Origin of the sequence: Acinetobacter sp. V102_4, assembly GCF_031799005.1 — a bacterium.
Lineage (GTDB): Bacteria > Pseudomonadota > Gammaproteobacteria > Pseudomonadales > Moraxellaceae > Acinetobacter > Acinetobacter calcoaceticus.
The window spans coordinates 227393-245344 of record NZ_JAVQNR010000032.1 but is presented as its reverse complement, the minus strand read 5'-3'; the positions used below and the strand labels follow the sequence as shown (position 1 = coordinate 245344).

19 protein-coding genes are annotated in these 17952 nt (G+C 41.9%); 8 read left to right on the top strand and 11 right to left on the bottom strand.

The window, feature by feature from the left end:
* Positions 1–8: 8 nt before the first annotated feature.
* Entirely contained in the window at positions 9–632 is a 624-nt protein-coding gene (locus RMB13_RS03725; RefSeq protein WP_311084447.1) for a TetR/AcrR family transcriptional regulator, read from the bottom strand.
* Between the two features lie 148 nt (positions 633–780).
* Between RMB13_RS03725 and RMB13_RS03720 the strand changes: the two genes are divergently transcribed.
* The 4 genes from RMB13_RS03720 to dnaJ all read left to right on the top strand — a co-directional run bounded on the left by RMB13_RS03720 (position 781) and on the right by dnaJ (position 6742).
* Complete coding sequence (locus RMB13_RS03720; protein WP_311084446.1) at positions 781–1887, top strand: efflux RND transporter periplasmic adaptor subunit; 1107 nt, start codon at positions 781–783, stop codon at positions 1885–1887.
* The gene (locus RMB13_RS03715) at positions 1884–5009 is read left to right on the top strand and encodes an efflux RND transporter permease subunit (RefSeq protein ID WP_311084445.1); all 3126 of its coding nucleotides are present in this window, start codon (positions 1884–1886) and stop codon (positions 5007–5009) included. Before RMB13_RS03720 ends, RMB13_RS03715 begins: the two co-directional genes overlap by 4 nt.
* A gap of 139 nt (positions 5010–5148) precedes the next feature.
* Positions 5149–5526 carry a hypothetical protein gene (locus tag RMB13_RS03710; RefSeq protein WP_311084444.1) on the top strand — a complete coding sequence of 126 codons (378 nt, stop codon included), beginning with the start codon at positions 5149–5151 and terminating at the stop codon, positions 5524–5526.
* Positions 5527–5629: 103 nt separating this feature from the next.
* Positions 5630–6742, top strand: a complete 1113-nt coding sequence (dnaJ, locus tag RMB13_RS03705; RefSeq protein WP_005037805.1) for a molecular chaperone DnaJ — start codon at positions 5630–5632, stop codon at positions 6740–6742.
* 114 nt (positions 6743–6856) lie between these two features.
* On the opposite strand, the gene RMB13_RS03700 is transcribed toward dnaJ, so the two are convergent.
* On the bottom strand, positions 6857–7219 hold the full coding sequence (locus RMB13_RS03700) for a hypothetical protein (RefSeq protein WP_311084443.1): 363 nt from the start codon (positions 7217–7219) through the stop codon (positions 6857–6859).
* Between the two features lie 184 nt (positions 7220–7403).
* Between RMB13_RS03700 and dapB the strand changes: the two genes are divergently transcribed.
* Both dapB and RMB13_RS03690 read left to right on the top strand, forming a co-directional pair.
* On the top strand, positions 7404–8225 hold the full coding sequence (gene dapB / locus RMB13_RS03695) for a 4-hydroxy-tetrahydrodipicolinate reductase (RefSeq protein WP_311084442.1): 822 nt from the start codon (positions 7404–7406) through the stop codon (positions 8223–8225).
* A 50-nt stretch (positions 8226–8275) separates the two neighbouring features.
* Positions 8276–8929, top strand: coding sequence for an START domain-containing protein (locus RMB13_RS03690; RefSeq protein ID WP_005037811.1), 654 nt, complete (start codon positions 8276–8278; stop codon positions 8927–8929).
* Positions 8930–8971: 42 nt separating this feature from the next.
* On the opposite strand, the gene RMB13_RS03685 is transcribed toward RMB13_RS03690, so the two are convergent.
* Together RMB13_RS03685 and dkgB are read right to left on the bottom strand one after the other, a co-directional pair.
* Positions 8972–10162 (bottom strand): MFS transporter, encoded by a 1191-nt coding sequence (locus tag RMB13_RS03685; protein ID WP_311084441.1) that lies wholly within the window; start codon positions 10160–10162, stop codon positions 8972–8974.
* Positions 10163–10166: 4 nt separating this feature from the next.
* Positions 10167–10970, bottom strand: coding sequence for a 2,5-didehydrogluconate reductase DkgB (gene dkgB, locus RMB13_RS03680; RefSeq protein ID WP_311084440.1), 804 nt, complete (start codon positions 10968–10970; stop codon positions 10167–10169).
* 120 nt (positions 10971–11090) lie between these two features.
* Between dkgB and RMB13_RS03675 the strand changes: the two genes are divergently transcribed.
* Complete coding sequence (locus RMB13_RS03675) at positions 11091–11993, top strand: LysR family transcriptional regulator (RefSeq protein ID WP_311074260.1); 903 nt, start codon at positions 11091–11093, stop codon at positions 11991–11993.
* Here the strand turns inward: RMB13_RS03675 and RMB13_RS03670 are convergent.
* Positions 11977–12351 carry a hypothetical protein gene (locus RMB13_RS03670; RefSeq protein ID WP_311084439.1) on the bottom strand — a complete coding sequence of 125 codons (375 nt, stop codon included), beginning with the start codon at positions 12349–12351 and terminating at the stop codon, positions 11977–11979. The two genes, RMB13_RS03675 and RMB13_RS03670, sit on opposite strands and share 17 nt — an antisense overlap.
* A 90-nt stretch (positions 12352–12441) precedes the next feature.
* On the opposite strand from RMB13_RS03670, the gene RMB13_RS03660 reads away from it, so the two are divergent.
* Entirely contained in the window at positions 12442–13866 is a 1425-nt protein-coding gene (locus RMB13_RS03660; protein WP_311084438.1) for a PLP-dependent aminotransferase family protein, read from the top strand.
* Between the two features lie 2 nt (positions 13867–13868).
* Here RMB13_RS03660 and RMB13_RS03655 read toward each other — a convergent pair whose 3' ends face one another.
* The 6 genes from RMB13_RS03655 to RMB13_RS03630 form a co-directional block, all read right to left on the bottom strand.
* Positions 13869–14897, bottom strand: a complete 1029-nt coding sequence (locus tag RMB13_RS03655; protein ID WP_311084437.1) for an NAD(P)-dependent alcohol dehydrogenase — start codon at positions 14895–14897, stop codon at positions 13869–13871.
* Between the two features lie 38 nt (positions 14898–14935).
* On the bottom strand, positions 14936–15496 hold the full coding sequence (locus RMB13_RS03650; RefSeq protein ID WP_311084436.1) for a DNA-3-methyladenine glycosylase I: 561 nt from the start codon (positions 15494–15496) through the stop codon (positions 14936–14938).
* Between the two features lie 30 nt (positions 15497–15526).
* Entirely contained in the window at positions 15527–15772 is a 246-nt protein-coding gene (locus RMB13_RS03645) for a hypothetical protein (protein ID WP_001287364.1), read from the bottom strand.
* Positions 15773–15781: 9 nt separating this feature from the next.
* Positions 15782–16318, bottom strand: a complete 537-nt coding sequence (locus tag RMB13_RS03640; protein ID WP_311084435.1) for a M23 family metallopeptidase — start codon at positions 16316–16318, stop codon at positions 15782–15784.
* 47 nt (positions 16319–16365) lie between these two features.
* Positions 16366–17400: an A/G-specific adenine glycosylase gene (gene mutY, locus RMB13_RS03635; protein WP_311084434.1), complete on the bottom strand. Its 1035-nt coding sequence runs from the start codon at positions 17398–17400 to the stop codon at positions 16366–16368.
* A gap of 143 nt (positions 17401–17543) precedes the next feature.
* A complete protein-coding gene (locus RMB13_RS03630) occupies positions 17544–17906 on the bottom strand; it encodes an HIT family protein (RefSeq protein WP_311084433.1) in 363 nt (120 codons plus the stop codon).
* Positions 17907–17952: the final 46 nt, after the last annotated feature.

Sequence of the window (17952 nt, the reverse complement as noted above, 5' to 3'; positions counted from 1 at the left end):
ACTTTGGTTTAATTCCGATATTTGAGCAGGAATAAAGCAATTGCATCTTGAATAATTTGCTCAAGCTCATGAGCATTTGGTACAGCAATGATCCCAAGTAAAACCTTCTGGTGGCGTACGCCAAGCAATAAGGACATAAGAAGCTCGGTTTGATAAGTAGGATTATCGGTTTGAATAAAACCTAATTGAGCCGCTTTTTGCAAAAACTCAGCTAATTGATTTTGCAGGCGGGTATGAGATGCATCAAAAAACTGTAGAGCGAGAGGACTTTGTTCTGCTGCAAGTTCAAATAAAACGTGCTCGAGTTTAAGCGCTTCAGCTGAGTAAATAATCTGCAAAGCACGTAAACAAACACTGTGGAGTGTCTGGCAAAAGTCTGCCGAGGCATCTAATTCAAATTGTTTAGTGCAGAGAGACTCTTCACAGGTTTCTGTAATGGCGCAAATAAATAGATTGGCTTTGTCTTGAAAGTGATTATAAACCGTGAGCTTAGTGACACCTGCTTCCTGTGCAATCTGGTTCATGCTGGTACCGTGATAGCCAGATTTTAAAAAAATAGCTTTCGCGGCTTGTAAGATACGAGCACGTTTTTCTAGATCTTTGGGGCGCCCACTTTGATTAACTGTTTGCACAAAACCCTCTGTTAAAAATTTAAAAAATAGCGATTTATAAGTTTTTCTTTAATTAATGTACCCATGAGTATATTAATTAAAAAACAAACAATTTATGATGCAAGCATATTGTGCCTTAAAAAATCAGTTTGAATAAGAGCGATAAGATATGAATCTGTTAAAACCTCTCATCATGAGTATGGTGATTGTTTGTACGGTCACATTAATGGGGTGTAGTAAAGAAGCCCCAAAAACAGAAGAAATACCCTATGTGATGGTGGCTCAACCCTTGACCACGCTCAATGAACAAAAAAGCTATGCAGGGGATGTGCAAGCCAGACAACAAACGGCTTTAGCGTTTCGAGTCGGTGGGCAAGTTACGGCACGTTACGTGGACGTCGGTGACCGAGTTAAGGTTGGACAAGTTTTAGCAAAGCTTGACGTGGCAGATGCTCAGCTACAGTTAAATGCTGCTAAAGCCCAACTGGACAATGCACAGGCAGCAGCAAAAACGGCATCAGATGAGTTAAAACGTTTTCAGCAATTACTGCCAATTAATGCGGTTAGCCGTTCGCAATACGATACGGTAAAAAATCAGTATGACTCGGCACAAGCAGCGTTACAACAAGCTCGTTCTAACTATGAAGTTTCTGCCAATCAGACAGGATATAACCAACTCGTTTCTAATAAAAATGGGGTGATTACTGCGCGAAACATTGAAATTGGACAAGTGGTTGCAGCGGGTCAAGCCGCTTATCAACTGGCAATTGATGGAGAGCGTGAAGTTGTCATTGGTGTGCCAGAACAAGCGGTTTCCGAGATCAAGGTTGGTCAGGCAGCTTGGGTCACTTTATGGTCTAAACCGAATGATCGATTTGCTGGTTATGTGCGCGAAGTTTCTCCCGCGGCTGATCAGTCTCGTACCTTTACGGTCAAGGTTGCACTCAAAGAAGGTCAATCTGTTATTCAGCTTGGACAAAGTGCACGCGTATTTTTTAGCTCAACTCAAACCAATGTGATGAGTGTGCCACTTTCGAGTGTCTCAGCAACAGATAATCAACCTTATGTATGGGTTGTTAATGCGAATCAGACATTGCGTAAAGTACCTGTAACAATTGGTGCATATGGAAAAGATAGTGTGCCGGTATTATCTGGCTTAGCCCCAAATGATTGGGTTGTGATTGGCGGCGTACATTTGCTACGTGATAAACAGAAGATTCACCCGATTGACCGTGAAAATCGTGGGGTGAAAATTCAGGGAGCAGCCCAGCCATGAAATTCAATCTCTCGGAATGGGCATTAAATAATAAAGGCATCGTCCTTTATTTTATGCTGTTGCTTGGCATTATTGGTGCGATCTCTTATTCAAAATTATCACAAAGTGAAGACCCACCCTTTACCTTTAAGGTAATGGTGGTACAGACCTACTGGCCTGGAGCGACTGCCAAAGAAGTTTCTACTTTAGTTACGGACCGTATCGAAAAGGAACTCATGACAACAGGGCAGTATGACAAGATTATGGCTTACTCCCGTCCAGGCGAGTCGTTGGTCACTTTTGTGGCCAAGGATTCACTTACTTCTGACAAGATTCCCGATGTTTGGTACAACGTTCGTAAGAAGGTCAATGATATACGCCATGAACTACCAAACGGTGTACAAGGTCCATTTTTCAATGACGAATTTGGCGACACTTTCGGCAATATTTATGTGCTGACAGGCAAAGACTTTGACTATGCACTTTTAAAAGAATATGCAGATCGTTTGCAATTACAGCTTCAACGGGTCAAGGATGTCAGTAAGGTCGAATTAATTGGTCTGCAAGATCAAAAAATCTGGATTGAGATTTCTAACACTAAAGCGGTACAGCTTGGTATTCCAGTTACAGCGATTCAAGAGGCCTTACAAAAGCAAAATAGTATGGCAAGTGCTGGCTTTTTTGAAACAGGTACAGACCGTATTCAGATTCGGGTAAGTGGTCATTTACAAAACATTGATGAAATTAAGAAAATGCCGTTACTGGTAGGCGATAAAACCATTCAACTCGGAGATGTCGCTGATGTCTACCGTGGTTTTAGTCAACCTGCTCAGCCACGTATGCGCTTCATGGGTGAAAATGGTATTGGTATTGCTCTATCGATGCGTAAGGGTGGTGACATTATTGCCTTAGGTAAAAATCTAGACACAGAATTTGCCCAATTGCAAAAGACACTACCTTTAGGCATGAAACTCCAAAAAGTTTCTGACCAACCTGTAGCAGTGCAACGTAGTATTCATGAGTTTATAAAGGTACTCGCTGAAGCAGTTATTATTGTCTTGTTAGTGAGTTTTTTCTCTTTAGGTTTCCGTACAGGATTGGTTGTCGCTTTTTCTATTCCTTTAGTTTTAGCAATGACCTTTGCGGGTATGAATTTATTCGATGTCGGCCTGCATAAGATTTCACTGGGTGCCTTGATTCTGGCGCTAGGTCTGTTAGTCGATGATGCCATTATTGCCGTCGAGATGATGGCAATTAAGATGGAGCAGGGGTATAGCCGGATTAAAGCCGCCGGATTTGCGTGGAAAACAACAGCATTTCCGATGCTCACTGGAACACTGATTACCGCGGCTGGTTTCTTACCGATCGCGACAGCTCAGTCTGGTACAGGTGAATACACTCGCTCTATCTTTCAGGTGGTGACGATTGCCTTATTGGTGTCTTGGGTTGCAGCAGTTTTATTCGTACCTTATTTAGGTGAAAAGCTATTACCCGACTTTACCAAAACAGGCCATCAGGCCCCTTGGTATGTCCGTTTATGGGCGAGATTAACCAAAAAACCGCAACCGCAAACTGTGGTCATTTCACAGGACCATCACTACGATCCTTACCAATCTAGCTTCTATTTACGTTTTAGAAAGATGGTCGAGTTTTGTGTGACTTACCGTAAAACCGTAATTGCGACGACGGTGGGTATTTTTGTACTGTCTGTATTGATGTTTAAGATCGTTCCTCAGCAGTTTTTCCCACCATCGAACCGTGCCGAGATTTTAGTTGATTTAAAACTTGAAGAAGGCGCTTCTTTAACAGCGACAGAACAAGCTGTGAAAAAGGTTGAAAAATTCCTGTCTAAACAAAAAGGTATTGATAACTATGTGGCCTATGTAGGTACAGGATCACCACGTTTTTATTTACCATTAGACCAGCAATTACCGCAAGCCAGCTTTGCGCAGTTTGTAGTTCTGGCATCATCACTTGATGATCGTGATGAAATTCGTCGCTCGTTAGAAACACAAATTAAGCAATTACTTCCGCAAGTTCGTACTCGCGTGTCATTACTGGAAAATGGCCCACCTGTTGGTTATCCATTGCAATATCGTGTGTCGGGTGAAGATCAAAATCTGGTACGTCAAGAGGCACAGAAAGTCGCTAAACTAGTTAGCGAAAATCCGAATACCACCAATGTGCATTTAGATTGGGGTGAGCCGAGTAAGATTATTTCAATTCAAATTGACCAAGATCGTGCTCGACAAATGGGTGTCTCTAGTGTGGATTTAGCGAATTTCATTAATGCATCAATTACAGGTAGTGCGATTGAGCAATATCGTGAAAAGCGTGAACTTATTGAAATCCGTTTACGCGGTGATCAGAGCGAGCGAGTTGAAGTGGCTTCACTGGCAAGTTTAGCTGTACCAACGACCAACGGAACGACCGTGCCTTTAGCCCAGATTGCTAAAATTGAGTATAAGTTTGAAGATGGTTTAATCTGGCATCGTAACCGCTTACCAACCATTACTGTTCGCGCAGACGTTCGATCTCAACTACAGCCCGCTACAGTGGTGGGAGAGTTAGCAGAATCAATGGATAAGCTACGTGCTGAATTACCAAGTGGCTATCTTGTTGAAGTCGGTGGAACGGTAGAAGAGTCTGCACGTGGGCAAAATTCTGTGAATGCTGGTATGCCACTGTTTTTAGCGGTTGTCATGACATTACTGATGATTCAGCTCAAGAGCTTATCTCGCGCGACTATTGTGTTGTTAACAGCTCCACTAGGTTTAATTGGTGTGGTTTTATTTTTACTTCTATTTAACAAACCATTTGGTTTTGTAGCCATGTTGGGCACAATCGCACTCTCTGGCATGATCATGCGTAACTCGCTTATTTTGATTGATCAAATTGAACAAGACAGGCAGGCAGGGCATCCAACATGGGAAGCGATTATTGAAGCTACCGTACGTCGATTCCGTCCGATTATTTTGACTGCTTTGGCCGCGGTTCTGGCCATGATTCCACTTTCGCGGAGTATTTTCTTTGGTCCGATGGCAGTTGCGATCATGGGTGGATTGATTGTTGCCACTTTACTAACATTATTTTTCTTGCCTGCGCTCTACGCAGCGTGGTTTAAGGTGAAAAAAACCGCATAAAATACATAAATTTTTTGTGAATAAAGGTGCGAAATATTGAAAACTCCAATATAGTAGCACCTGTCTTTACACAAAAAATACAGGAATATTTCGTTGCATAAAAAATAGGCAAAATGCAGCGAATTGAGGTGAAATACAGATGGGGCAAGACCATATCGAACAGCATCGCCGTTATATTGTAATTTCTTATACGTTTATGTTTCTTGCATTGTTTACGGTTATTTTTGCAGCCTTTGCTTATTTGGTTGCTCGTAAAGTAGCGGCTGTAGATAATGCAGAAGTTTGGATTCATGCGCATGCGCTATGGATTATGCGTAATGGAATTCTATTTCTTTTTATGGCAATTTTTGCTGTGGTCTGGTTTATTCCGCTGTTCTTTTTTGCGTGGGATAGTAACCTTTGGGTAACGGCCTTTACGGTTGCTGGTGTCGTTTTTAGCGCGATTGCGTGGTTATTTCTTTTAAATGCATGGTTAAAAGGCGTGTCTAAATATTTAAAAAATAAGGCAGTTTTTTAATATATCTATTTTTTGAACATTTCCCCCTTGTAAATTCGGCTAAAGCCCCCCATTTAGTCGGCAATAGAGTATTGATAAAATTCCGTGAGGAGCACCGCCAAAAATGGCTAAACGTGATTATTATGAGGTTTTAGGCGTTTCAAAAACCGCAAGTGATGATGAGATCAAAAAAGCCTACCGTAAATTGGCGATGAAATATCATCCTGATAGAAACCCTGACAATGCCGACGCTGAAGAGAAATTTAAAGAAGCTTCAGAAGCTTATGAAGTTTTATCGGACAGCGAAAAGCGTAGCATGTACGATCGCATGGGTCACAATGCGTTCGAAGGTGGCTTTGGCGGCGGCGGTGGCGGCTTTGGCGGATTTAGTGCAGAAGATATTTTTAGCCAGTTCGGTGATATCTTCGGTGGTGCATTCGGTGGTGGTGGACGTCAACAGCGTCAACGTCGCGGATCAGATTTACGCTATGTAATGGAACTTACCCTTGAAGAAGCTGTAAAAGGGGTGAAAAAAACCATTACCTTTACTGCTCCGGCACCATGTGATGTGTGTGATGGTAAAGGTTCAAAAAATCCAAAAGATGTTGAAACTTGTAAAACTTGTCATGGTTCAGGACAAGTGCGTATGCAGCAAGGTTTCTTCTCTGTACAACAAACATGTGGTACTTGTCGTGGCCAAGGTAAAATTATTAAAAACCCTTGTCAGGCATGTCATGGTTCTGGTGTAGCTGATCGCCAGCAAACGTTGGAAGTTACAATTCCAGCGGGTGTAGATAATGGTGACCGCGTACGTTTGAGTGGCAAAGGCGAAGCAATTCGTGATGGCCAATCAGGTGATTTGTACGTTGAAGTGGTTGTTCGCGAACACGAAATTTTCCAACGTGATGGTGCCGACCTTTATATGGATGTACCTGTTAGCATTGCTGATGCTGCACTTGGTAAAGAAATTGAAATTCCAACTTTGGAAGGTCGTGTTAGCTTGAAGATTCCTGAGGGAACTCAAACAGGCAAATTATTCCGTTTACGTGGTAAAGGCGTTCGTCCAGTACGTAGCAGCATGGTGGGTGATTTACTCTGCCGTATTGTGATAGAAACACCGGTGAACTTGAATGCTCGCCAACGTGAATTACTTAAAGAGTTGCAAGCTTCTTTTGATGGCGAAGACAGTGCTTCTTCACCAAAGAAAAAATCATTCTTTGATCGTTTGTTTGATTAATGCTTGATTAGATAAGAAATTAAAAAGAAGGCGGATATTGATAAAATATCCGCCTTTTTATTGCGCTGATTCATCTTATTATTTTTATTCTGCTTCAAAGAAAATTACGTCTGCTTACTCTGTAGGGTGAGCAACATCAATGTCGTCAACACTTACAGTCGGTTCGCTAGAAGCAAGAGTAGGCGCATTTTCGATAACTGGTGCGGCTACTGCTTCTGTCTGTACAGCTACTTTAGGTGTTTCTGTCGTTGTTTCGCCAATAATCGGGTCAATATCTTCAACTTTAACGTCGGTATTGGTATCGGTTACTACGCTAATTTGAGCTGTAGGCGTTGCTGTTTGAGTATTTACGTTAGTCGTAATGCGTGCTTTAGATAAGCTTTCTAATGTGTCTCCTGACTGGATTGCAGGCTCTGCAAAGGCCACTGAACTCATAATCCCCATCATCGCTGTGAAGCCAATAATTCTCGAATGCATGTTGAACTCCTTATAGTCATCTTTTTTTCATTCGTGGCTGAGTAGTGTGCCGATCAATTCTTTAACTTTTGTGAAAACAGATTAAATTTCAGCTGATCTTAAAAAATAATTTTTACTTTTTATCGTGAGCAAAGAGTTTTGATATAGTAGACAAATTACGTAAAACAGAAGATTGAGAAGGATTATGTCAGCAGCTCCACGCATTGGTGTTTTAGGTGCAGGCGGTCGTATGGGCCGTACGCTTATTCAAGCAGTTCAACAGGCAGGCTATCAATTGGCTGCTGCGGTAGAACGTCCAGAAAGTAGTTTGGTAGGCACTGACGCAGGTGAGCTTGCTGGTATTGGTTCAGTGGGTGTGAAGGTTTCAGGAAGTTTGGCAGAGGTTCTTAAAGACTGCGATGTAATCATTGATTTTACTGCACCAGTTGCAACTGCTCAGCATTTGAAGCTTTGCCGTGAAGCTGGGGTTGCCATGGTTATTGGTACAACAGGTATGTCAGATGAGCAAAAAGCTGAGTTAGACGAAGTTGCCACTCATACACCTGTGGTTTACGCTGCGAACTATTCAGTTGGTGTAAATGTATCAATCAAGTTACTTGAGCTTGCAGCAAAAGTATTTGGCGATACAGTAGATATTGAAGTGATTGAAGCTCACCACCGTCATAAAGTAGATGCGCCGTCAGGTACAGCGTTAATGATGGGTGAAGCGATTGCAGATACTTTAGGCCGTAACTTAAAAGAAGTTGCTGTTTATGGACGTGAAGGACATACAGGCCCACGTGACCGTCAAACGATTGGTTTCGAAACCATTCGTGGTGGTGATATTGTTGGCGAACACACTGTTATGTTCATTGGTGAAGGTGAGCGCGTTGAAGTGACTCATAAAGCAACTAACCGTATGAACTTTGCTGCTGGTGCAGTGCGAGCTGCGGCATGGGTTGTGGGCCGTGAAGCGCGTAAATATGACATGAAAGATGTTTTAGAATTGAACGACGTACAGGTTTAAAACCCTGTACGTATTCCATGTGTAGCGAGAAAAAAAAGATAGAGCAGAACATGAATAAAAAACAAATTGCCCTTACCACTCTTCTTTGTTTAAGTAGCCTCTGGACGGGGGCTGCTTCTACAGAAAAAGCTAAATTAAGCTTAGACCGCAATAATATTAAAGTCTGGACCTATCAGAAGACTGATAATCCAGTCTTTCAATATAAAGCAGAAACGACATTTGATGTGCCACTCGAACGTGCTGTCGCCGTGATTTTAGATGTGAATCGTGCCGATCAGTGGGTGCCTTATATGGGCAAAGTTGAAATGTTGTCTCAAGATGAGAAAAAAGGTGAGTTCACACTGTATATGGTGTTGGATTTTCCATTTCCTTTGAAAGATCGTGATGTCGTTGTAAAAGGAAAAATGAGCAAGGCTGCAAATGGCGTTGTGACAATTAAAAATACTGCAATTAGCGGAAATTATCCGATACAACCCGATGTGGTACGCTTAACACGCTATGAAGGGGACTGGACATTCCAGAAACTTGCAAATAATAAGGTGAAAGTAACCACTAGTGGTTATGCTGATCCTGCTGGTGCAATTCCATTAAGTTTTGTGAATATGTTTGTTCAACAGCAGCCTTACCAGATGTTGCTTAAAATGAAGCGCGAAGTGACCAGTCCGATTTATGAACAACCGAAATTACCAGATATTTTAAAATAAATAACTTAAAGAAAAGCGCCTGAAATCAGGCGCTTTTTTTTATTAATCTGAACACTGCTGTAACGCTTGGGCAGGGCTGCTCTCGCGTTTGATTTGCAATAAAACCAATAACAAAGCTAACCCAGCCAGCAATGCACCAGCAAATGATACTGCGCTATAGCCCCAACCTAAATCGAGTACTAATGCGCCTGCTGCTGCTCCTACTGCGTTACCTAGGTTAAACGCACCGATATTTACTGAAGAGGCAAGGCCTGGTGCTTCGTGAGCGACGGACATTACACGCATTTGTAATGGAGGCACTAAAGCAAAGGTTGCTGCACCCCAGATCACTAAAGCAATGGCTGCGCCAATCTGACTTTGTGCAAGAATCGGGAAAGTCACCATCATTACAATCAACAGAACCAAGAAACCAATCAGGGTTTTGTTGATGGACAAATCTGCAAAACGTCCACCTAAATGGTTACCAATCGAGAAACCGACACCAATTAACATCAGCATAAAAGTAATGAAGGTAGGTGAAGCATGGGTAAACTCAGTCAAACTTGGCGCAATATAGGTATAGAGCGTAAACATTGCACCCGCACCAAGTACGGTGGTGAGCAACGCAAGTATTACAGGAGTGCGCGTTAACACTTTCAACTCAGCTTTCACATTTGGTTTTTTGGCAACCATACCTTGTGGTAGGGCTTTCCATAAAGCGAGCATGGTAATAACGCCAAGCAACGAAATAGCAAGGAAAGACATACGCCAGCCAATGTTTTGCCCAACCCATGTTGCCAACGGTACACCACCGATATTGGCAATAGTTAAGCCCATAAACATGGTTGCTACAGCACTGGCCTGTTTATGTGCGGGCACAATGCTTGCTGCTACAACTGAACCTATACCGAAGAAAGCACCGTGGTTCAAGCTTGTGATGAGACGTGCACCTAATAAGCTCATATAGCTTGGTGAAAACGCTGCAATCAGGTTACCGACTGTAAAGATCGCCATCAGAAAAATAAGCGCATTTCGTCGTGCAAAACCACCGAACCACAGGGTCATGAACGGGGCACCTAGCATTACGCCAAGTGCATAGCCTGTAATTAACATACCGGCTGTTGGAATTGAAATCCCTAAATCATTAGCGATATTCGGCAACAATCCCATTGGTGAGAATTCAGTGGTGCCAATGGCAAAGGCACCAATAGCCAATGCCAATAATGAGAACGCCGTATTTGATTGAGTGTTCATGAGTTTAGTCCCAAACTGGTGCCCATGGCTCTGGGCTAACTTCACGACTGTTACGATCAAGTTCGGCAATCATTTGCATTTCAGCTGAAGTTAACTCGATATCCTGTGCTTTTAAATTGCTCATCAGGTTTTCACGTTTAGTCGAAGATGGAATGACTGCAAAACCACGTTGCAATGCCCACACAAGTGCAATTTGTGCGGTCGTTGCTTTATGAGCTGCTGCAATTTTAGCTAGAACTGGGTCTTGAAGCACTTTGCCGTACGCAAGCGTCATATATGAAGTGACATCAATATTCTTCTCTTGTAAGAAGTTCACAAGTTTGTGATTTTGAAGATAAGGGCTTAGCTCAATCTGATTAGTTGCAATATGCTCTGCACCAATTGTGTCAATTGCTTGTTGGGTAAGCTCAATATTGAAGTTTGAGATACCAATTTGTTTAGTAAGGCCTTGTTGCTTTGCCTCAAGTAAAAGCTGCATGATTTTAGGAATCGAAACGCCTAAGTCCGGTGCTGGCCAGTGAATCAACGTTAAATCGACATGGTCAGTACGAAGCTTTTGTAAGCTCTCTTTTAAACTTGGAATAAATTTATCTTGAGCAAAATTATCTACCCAGATTTTTGTGGTTAGAAATAAGTCGTGACGTGACACACCGCTTTCGGCAATGGCTTGACCAATCGCTGCTTCATTGTCATAAATTTGAGCAGTATCAATTGCACGGTAACCTACATCTAAAGCATTTTTAACAGAATCAATCACCGCTTGCTCTTTTAGACGGAAAGTTCCTAGACCAAAACGTGGGATATTCATGTGTTCACCTGAATTTAAATAATTGTTTAACTTGAGGTGCATTTTGCTCGGATTATTGTTGCGAAAAAATAGATGAATAAGCAAAATATCTTTGATGATTAGTCAACAATAGAATAAGCCATGAAATCAACAATTGAAGAACTTGTTGCCTTTATCACAATTATTGATACAGGCTCATTTGTAGCCGCAGCAGAGCATTTAAAACAAACACCTTCAGGAGTAAGCCGCTCTTTAACACGCTTAGAGACTAAGTTAGATGTGACCTTGTTAGAACGAACGACACGTAAGTTGAAACTGACTCAAGAAGGGCAACAGTTTTTGGTAAAGGCCCGTAAAATCTTAAATGAGCTGAATGCAGCTGAAGAAGAACTACAAAAATCTGATCAGGGTACGGCAGGACTCATTCGTATTGATTCGGCTACTCCGTTCGTTTTACACGTGATTGCACCATTAATGCATAAGTTTCGTGAGTGCTATCCAGATATTGAAATTGAGTTAAATAGCAATGATCAGGTGATTGACTTGCTGCAACATAAAACTGATGTGGCATTTCGGTTTGGGGAACTCAATGATTCGAGTCTACATGCCAAACTGGTGTGTAAAAGTCGCTTATTTATTGTTGCAAGTCCGGATTATTTGGCGATTAAGGGTACTCCGACACAACCAGAAGAACTCGAACAACATGATTTGATTGGTTTTACCAGACCTGCCTATATTAATAGTTGGCCGATTAAAGTTGGCGATGAATATTTTTTCGCACAAGCAAAAATTAAAGCTTCCAGTGGAGAGACGGTACGTCAACTCACCATTAGAGGTCATGGCATTGCACGGCTATCTGAATTTGAAGTTTGGAAAGATATTGAAGAAGGGCGATTGATTGCATTATTTGAAGATCAAATTGAACATCAATATCAAAGCATCCATGCTGTGTATTATCAACAAGAGCATCTACCAAAACGAATCCGTTTATTCATTGAGTTTTTGGCAGAACAGTTAAAAGATGGTTTTAAAAACGCTCTCTAAAAGTAGCATAGCCATCAGTTGGAAAATGAAGCTCTAGAAGTGGAGTGGTTTGTCCTTCTGATGAATGCTGGGCCAGAAAATAGCTTTTTTGCTGTTGGCGGCAACTAAAATATAATTTGGAATAGGTCGAGTTCACCATCACAACTTCATTTGAGCTATTACGTTTATATTGATAATGAGAAATCGTACTGGTCTCATCGTCAGTGCGCTGCTCCAATTTGTAGTCTTGTTGATTGGTCATTTTTAAATAACCCTCAATCAGACTTTGGCAAACTGTATGTCTGTGCTGCTCATTTTTTGGTTGTGGTTGGCAACCTGCTAAAACAATAGTAAATAACAATATAGCTTTTAATTTCATGATCTTGCCACTCTTTGAGTTGATTTATATAGCGTAAAGGTGTTCTATAAACCAGTACAGATACAGAAATTTTTAAAAAAGCAGCACAGAATGACTTTCCAATATCAGGTTCTTGCCAATCAATTAGCACATCGTATTTATCAAGATGAGCTCAAGCCCCATCAGAAGCTGATTTCGTTACGAGATTTTGCTCGTCAGCACACTATTAGCTTAAGCACGGCAAAAAGTTGTTATGAGTTACTTGAGGCGAGGGGGCTCATTTATGTAAAGCCGAAATCGGGTTACTTTGTGGTTGCCAGAACCCAATCTAGTCCTATTCCTGATAGCCCCGATTTTTTGTCTTTACCTCGGCAAGTCTCAAATCTGGAGTTGCATAACCAAATTCAAGAAGCTGCCTTACAGAGCCATCTGGTACCATTAGGTTCGATCCAGTTGACGCCACATTTTATTCCAGTAGAAGGCTTACGCCGTTCTATTCAACGTGCTTTAAAAAATTGTCAGCCACAAGACTTTCTCTACTGTAATAAACAAGGACATGAACAATTAAGAAAAGCGCTTTCTGATCATTGGCGTGAAGATGGCATTTTTATCGCAGCAGAAGATATTTTCATTACCAATGGTTGTATACCTGCTTTGTCTTTAGTGATTCAGCATCTAACAGAAGTAGGGGATAGTATTTTGATTCCGACACCTACTTTCAATGGGCAACTACAGCTTTTAGCCAGTTTAAAACGGCAGATTATTGAAATTCCTGCGCATCATCGTGGCATTGATCTTGAGCGTTTAGAGTCATTAATGCAGCAAGGTTTGGCGAAGGTTTGCCTGATGACAGCCAATTATCAAAACCCTTTAGGATATTGTTTAAGTAATACAGAAAAACAAAAGATTGCTGAATTAGCTGCAAGATATCAGTGCTTTATTATTGAAGACGATATTTTTGGTGAATGTGGTTACAGTAATGAACGCCCGCTGCCGATTCGCTATTGGGACTGTGAGGGCTATGTCATTTGGTGTGGGTCGGTTTCTAAGTCGCTGTCGAGCGCGTATCGGGTAGGGTGGTTTTGTTTAAGTGCAAAGTTACAGCATTTAAGACTTGAGCTACTGGCAAGTAATATTGGGGTGAATACGCCCTTACAATTAGGTCTGGCAGATTTTATTTATAGCCGTGGTTATCGAGAGCATTTAGAGCAGCTACGGCCAAATCTGATGCGGCAAGTTGAGCAATACCGCAGCTGTATTTTGAGAGCGTTTGACGGCCTTCCAATTGCATTGAGTCAGCCAGAAGGAGGCTATGCACTCTGGATACAGTTACCTAAAGGCGTCGATACCTTAGCGCTGTATTACACTGCGAAAGCTCAAGGAATTACTGTGGTTCCCGGTCATGTTTTTGGTGAGGACGAACGATATCGACATTTCATTCGGTTAAACGCGGGTCATGAATTAACAGCAGATGTCCGCCAAGCAATTAGTGACTTGGCGGAATGGTCGCGACAACAGATGAAAACAGTAAATTAGTTTTATTCTGAAAAGTCTGCTTTAAGCACAATTCGATAACGTGCCTGACCTGAGTGTAAACGTTCAATTGCTTCATTAAGCTCTGACATTGGAAACAGCTCAATTTGAGGTGCAATTTTTTTGCGTGCAGCAAACTTTAAAAGTTGACGCAGTGCAGCAGGTGAACCAGTAGGTGAGCCTGTCACTGACTTGGCACCGTCAATAAGCGATCCGACAGAAACTGGAACAGGTTCAAGAGTAAGTCCCAAGAAATGCAAAGAGCCGTTTGGTGCTAGTGTAGAAATGAAAGCGCGCCAATTTAAGGTCACATTCACGGTACTGAGCAATAAATCAAATTTACCTTTTTGTGCTTTTACCGCGTCTGTGTCACGGCTATTCACCACATGATCGGCGCCCATTGCTTTGAGCTCTTCAGTTTTATCAGGGTTGGAACTGAATGCCGTGATTTCACAGCCCCAAGCTTTAAGTAGCTTAATGGCTATATGGCCTAAACCGCCAATCCCAATCACACCTACATGGTGTGTTGCCTGAATTTTGTGTTTGAGTAGCGGATCAAAAACAGTAATTCCGCCACAAAGTAAAGGACCTGCACTTTCTGGGTCTAAATCATCGGGGAGGGGAATAATCCACTGCCAGCCTGCACGTACTTTATCGGCAAAACCACCAGCATGCCCGACGATGGTTGCAACATTTTCACCCGTACAAAGGACTTGCTGACCACCAATACATTCATCACATGCTTGGCAGCTCTCCGCTGTCCAGCCAATGCCTACACGTTGTCCAATTTGTAAACCTTTGGCTTCTGAGCCTAAAGCAACAATTCGTCCAATAATTTCATGGCCTGCAACAACAGGGTACACAGTTGAACGCCATTCATTATTTAGAACAGAAATATCAGAATGGCATAAACCACAGTATTCAACTTTTACTTCAACCTGATGCGGTTGTAATTCACCTGCATCAAATTGGTAAGGAACCAGTTTTTCACCTGCCTGCATAGCGGCATAAGCTTGAATTGTATTATTGCTCATCGGAAACTCCTTAAGCGGGTTTGATCCGTTATGGTGGGTTATGAAGCTTTAAATTGACAATTGTTTTCATGATCATTGACCATGCCTACTGCTTGCATAAAAGCATAACAGGTGGTTGGGCCAACGAATTTGAAGCCATTCTTTTTAAGAGTTTTGGAAAGTTTTACGCTGAGTTCGGTTTGTGCTGGTGCCTGACGATAATCTACAACATCGTTTTGTTGTGGGGCCGCATCTACAAATTGCCAAAGCCATGTAGTGACATCACCGACTTGTGCTTTGAGTGCTTGCCAAGCAATTGCATTATCACGAATTGCTTTAAGTTTGCCTAAGTGGCGAATTAAACCCGCATCGGATAATTTTAGTTCTAAAAAGTCATCTGTGAATGAGGCAATATCTGCAATTGGGTGATTAAAGAAGTGATCTCGGTAACTTTCTCTTTTTTTGAGTACGGTTATCCAAGATAAGCCAGCTTGCTGACCTTCCAGACAAAGCATTTCAAATAATCGTGCTTCATCATGTTCTGGTTTACCCCATTCTTCATCATGATAGGCAATGTAGAGGGGATCATTGGAACACCATCCGCAGCGTTGAGTTTTCATGATGATGCTCCTTATATTTATCTTAGAATTTTAAAGTTTAAATAACACCCATTCATTTGGGCGCGTATCCCAATAATACAGTTCAGCTTGAGTTAAGTCTTCAAACTTTAGCCAAAAGTCTTTGCCCACTTTATCTGAAAAACCGGTACTGATTAGCAGGGCATCGTCGCTGATTTCCATGATCCAGCCTTGATAGCTATTGCCATTTAAAATGATCTTTTGCTGATTGCCTGACTCGGCAAACTCTACTAAGCGATTGATCAGCGCTTCCGACATACAATGTTCCTAGCGTAAATAAGAATAAGGGTTAATAGCACCACGTCCTTTACCATCTAGATAAAGACCATAATGCAAATGAGGTGAAGTATAACGTGCATTGCCGGTGTTGCCGACATAGCCGATCAGATCACCTTTTTTGATATAATCACCGACATTTAGTCCACGTTTGTGACCATCAAGGTGAGCATAATAATGCCATGTTCCTGCTGGACCTAAAATCCAGATGACTTTACCACCGAGATTATTATTGCGCAGATCTGCAACAAGCCCTTCGGTTGCACTGTACACTTTGGTTCCACGTGGAGCCAAAATATCAATTCCTTCATGACTACGGCCCTGACTGCGTGCAGCTCCCCACGTATCTTTTAACTCATCTCGGTCGACACCTTTCACAGGCACAGGAAGTCGATTTGCGAGTTGCATACTTTTAAGCTTGCTGACTTGAGCTGGTGGGAGTGGGGCTGGTTTTTTAGGTGCACTGGCACAGGCAGCCAATAGAAGAATTAAAAAACCAAGTGAGAAATGAGAAACAAAACGTCGCACAAAATACTCCCTGTCACTGCCATATCAAAATTATTTTACTCAATATGTCATGAACGGCTTGTCGAGATCAATTTTTTCATTGCTGTTGGAACGCCCTTGGCAACAGCTTGTTTTGGACTAAGCCATTGTCCTTCGAGTTCAATTGCTAGATGTTCTTTTTGATCAGGTTCCACGTGGAACGTGTGAGCATTAAGTAACCACGTAAAATGAGTGAAACTATGACTGATCTGAAAGGTTTGCGGTTGAGGTTGCAATTTAAATTGCTGACTTAAGCTAAGACGTTCGTGTTCAATTTCTAAAATGGGTAAACAGAATAAACCACCCCATAAACCATGAGATTGTCGTTGTTGCCAGAACCATTCATCTTCACACTGAATGATAAGAACATCTGCTGTTCTAACGGGTGGTGTTTTTTTAGGTTTTTTAAATGGGAGTTCTTGTTCTAGGCCTTGTTGGTAAGCTTGGCAGTGGGCTTGCATTGGGCAATATAAACAGAGTGGTTTTTTAGGCGTACAAATGGTTGCACCCAAGTCCATAATTGCTTGAGTGTAGTCATGGTTACGCTGGGTTGGGCAAAGCTCTTCAGCTAGTTTCCACATTTCACGTTCATGTTGGGGTTTACTTAAATCATCCTCAATAGCAAAGAAACGGGCTAAGACACGTTTCACGTTGCCATCCATAATCACGCCATACTGACGTAAACCCAAAGACATGAGCGCACCTGCGGTAGAGCGGCCAATGCCGGGTAGAGCAATCCATTCTTCTAGCGTTTCAGGAAATTTTCCCTGCTGAGTTACAAGACCTGCGGCCTTGTGCAAATTACGAGCACGAGCGTAATAACCCAGACCTGCCCAATAAGGTGCTACTTCATCCCAAGTTGCATGACCTAAAGCTTCTACAGTCGGGAAGCGCTCCATAAAACGGTCGAAATATTGCAGAACTGTTTTAACTTGAGTCTGCTGCAACATAATTTCAGAAACCCAAACTTTGTATGGATCATCTGCGACTTGCCACGGCAAATCATGACGACCATGTTGATCGAACCAGTTTAAGAGGGCATCAGAAAAAGAAAAGTCGGGCATGAACAGCTAAAGAAGAAAAGTAAGAGTTAAATTATAGCTGAAATTTGTGGGGAAATTTTGTTTAAAGCAGGTGAAGTACAAGTACCAGTTAAAACAGAGATGACCTTAAAAAGCGTGATCTCTGTTTCAATAATAAAAAAGGATTAATCCTTTTGTACACCCCAACGCTGATCAAGTTTCAACGGTTGGTTTTTGTAGTACGGAATGACATGAATGTGGAAATGATCTGAATTTTGTCCGAACACTTCACCATCATTGAAGCTAATATGGAAACCGTCTGGTTGATGGCGAAGCTGCGTTTCGTGGCGTGCAATTTCAAGAAGTGTCAGCAAGCCTTGATGCTCTTTAGACGTGATGTCAAAAAAAGAACGAACATGGCGTAGTGGGGTTACCACACAGTGGCCTTTAGATAGCGGATTAGAATCAGGTAAAATTACAGCAAATTCATTCTTATCAATGATGTCATATTCATCAAATTCGCAATACGGACATTTCTTGTCAATCATTGTTGTATCCTCTCATGTTATTCCATTAAACCCCGAGTGCGGGAAA

Excerpts from the sequence above, each read along its gene's own strand:
- RMB13_RS03720 (WP_311084446.1), top strand. The coding sequence starts at position 781 with ATGAATCTGTTAAAACCTCTCATCATGAGTATGGTGATTGTTTGTACG.
- RMB13_RS03715 (WP_311084445.1), top strand. The coding sequence starts at position 1,884 with ATGAAATTCAATCTCTCGGAATGGGCATTAAATAATAAAGGCATCGTC.
- RMB13_RS03710 (WP_311084444.1), top strand. The coding sequence starts at position 5,149 with ATGGGGCAAGACCATATCGAACAGCATCGCCGTTATATTGTAATTTCT.
- dnaJ (WP_005037805.1), top strand. The coding sequence starts at position 5,630 with ATGGCTAAACGTGATTATTATGAGGTTTTAGGCGTTTCAAAAACCGCA.
- RMB13_RS03700 (WP_311084443.1), bottom strand. The coding sequence starts at position 7,219 with ATGCATTCGAGAATTATTGGCTTCACAGCGATGATGGGGATTATGAGT.
- dapB (WP_311084442.1), top strand. The coding sequence starts at position 7,404 with ATGTCAGCAGCTCCACGCATTGGTGTTTTAGGTGCAGGCGGTCGTATG.
- RMB13_RS03690 (WP_005037811.1), top strand. The coding sequence starts at position 8,276 with ATGAATAAAAAACAAATTGCCCTTACCACTCTTCTTTGTTTAAGTAGC.
- RMB13_RS03685 (WP_311084441.1), bottom strand. The coding sequence starts at position 10,162 with ATGAACACTCAATCAAATACGGCGTTCTCATTATTGGCATTGGCTATT.
- dkgB (WP_311084440.1), bottom strand. The coding sequence starts at position 10,970 with ATGAATATCCCACGTTTTGGTCTAGGAACTTTCCGTCTAAAAGAGCAA.
- RMB13_RS03675 (WP_311074260.1), top strand. The coding sequence starts at position 11,091 with ATGAAATCAACAATTGAAGAACTTGTTGCCTTTATCACAATTATTGAT.
- RMB13_RS03670 (WP_311084439.1), bottom strand. The coding sequence starts at position 12,351 with ATGAAATTAAAAGCTATATTGTTATTTACTATTGTTTTAGCAGGTTGC.
- RMB13_RS03660 (WP_311084438.1), top strand. The coding sequence starts at position 12,442 with ATGACTTTCCAATATCAGGTTCTTGCCAATCAATTAGCACATCGTATT.
- RMB13_RS03655 (WP_311084437.1), bottom strand. The coding sequence starts at position 14,897 with ATGAGCAATAATACAATTCAAGCTTATGCCGCTATGCAGGCAGGTGAA.
- RMB13_RS03650 (WP_311084436.1), bottom strand. The coding sequence starts at position 15,496 with ATGAAAACTCAACGCTGCGGATGGTGTTCCAATGATCCCCTCTACATT.
- RMB13_RS03645 (WP_001287364.1), bottom strand. The coding sequence starts at position 15,772 with ATGTCGGAAGCGCTGATCAATCGCTTAGTAGAGTTTGCCGAGTCAGGC.
- mutY (WP_311084434.1), bottom strand. The coding sequence starts at position 17,400 with ATGCCCGACTTTTCTTTTTCTGATGCCCTCTTAAACTGGTTCGATCAA.
- RMB13_RS03630 (WP_311084433.1), bottom strand. The coding sequence starts at position 17,906 with ATGATTGACAAGAAATGTCCGTATTGCGAATTTGATGAATATGACATC.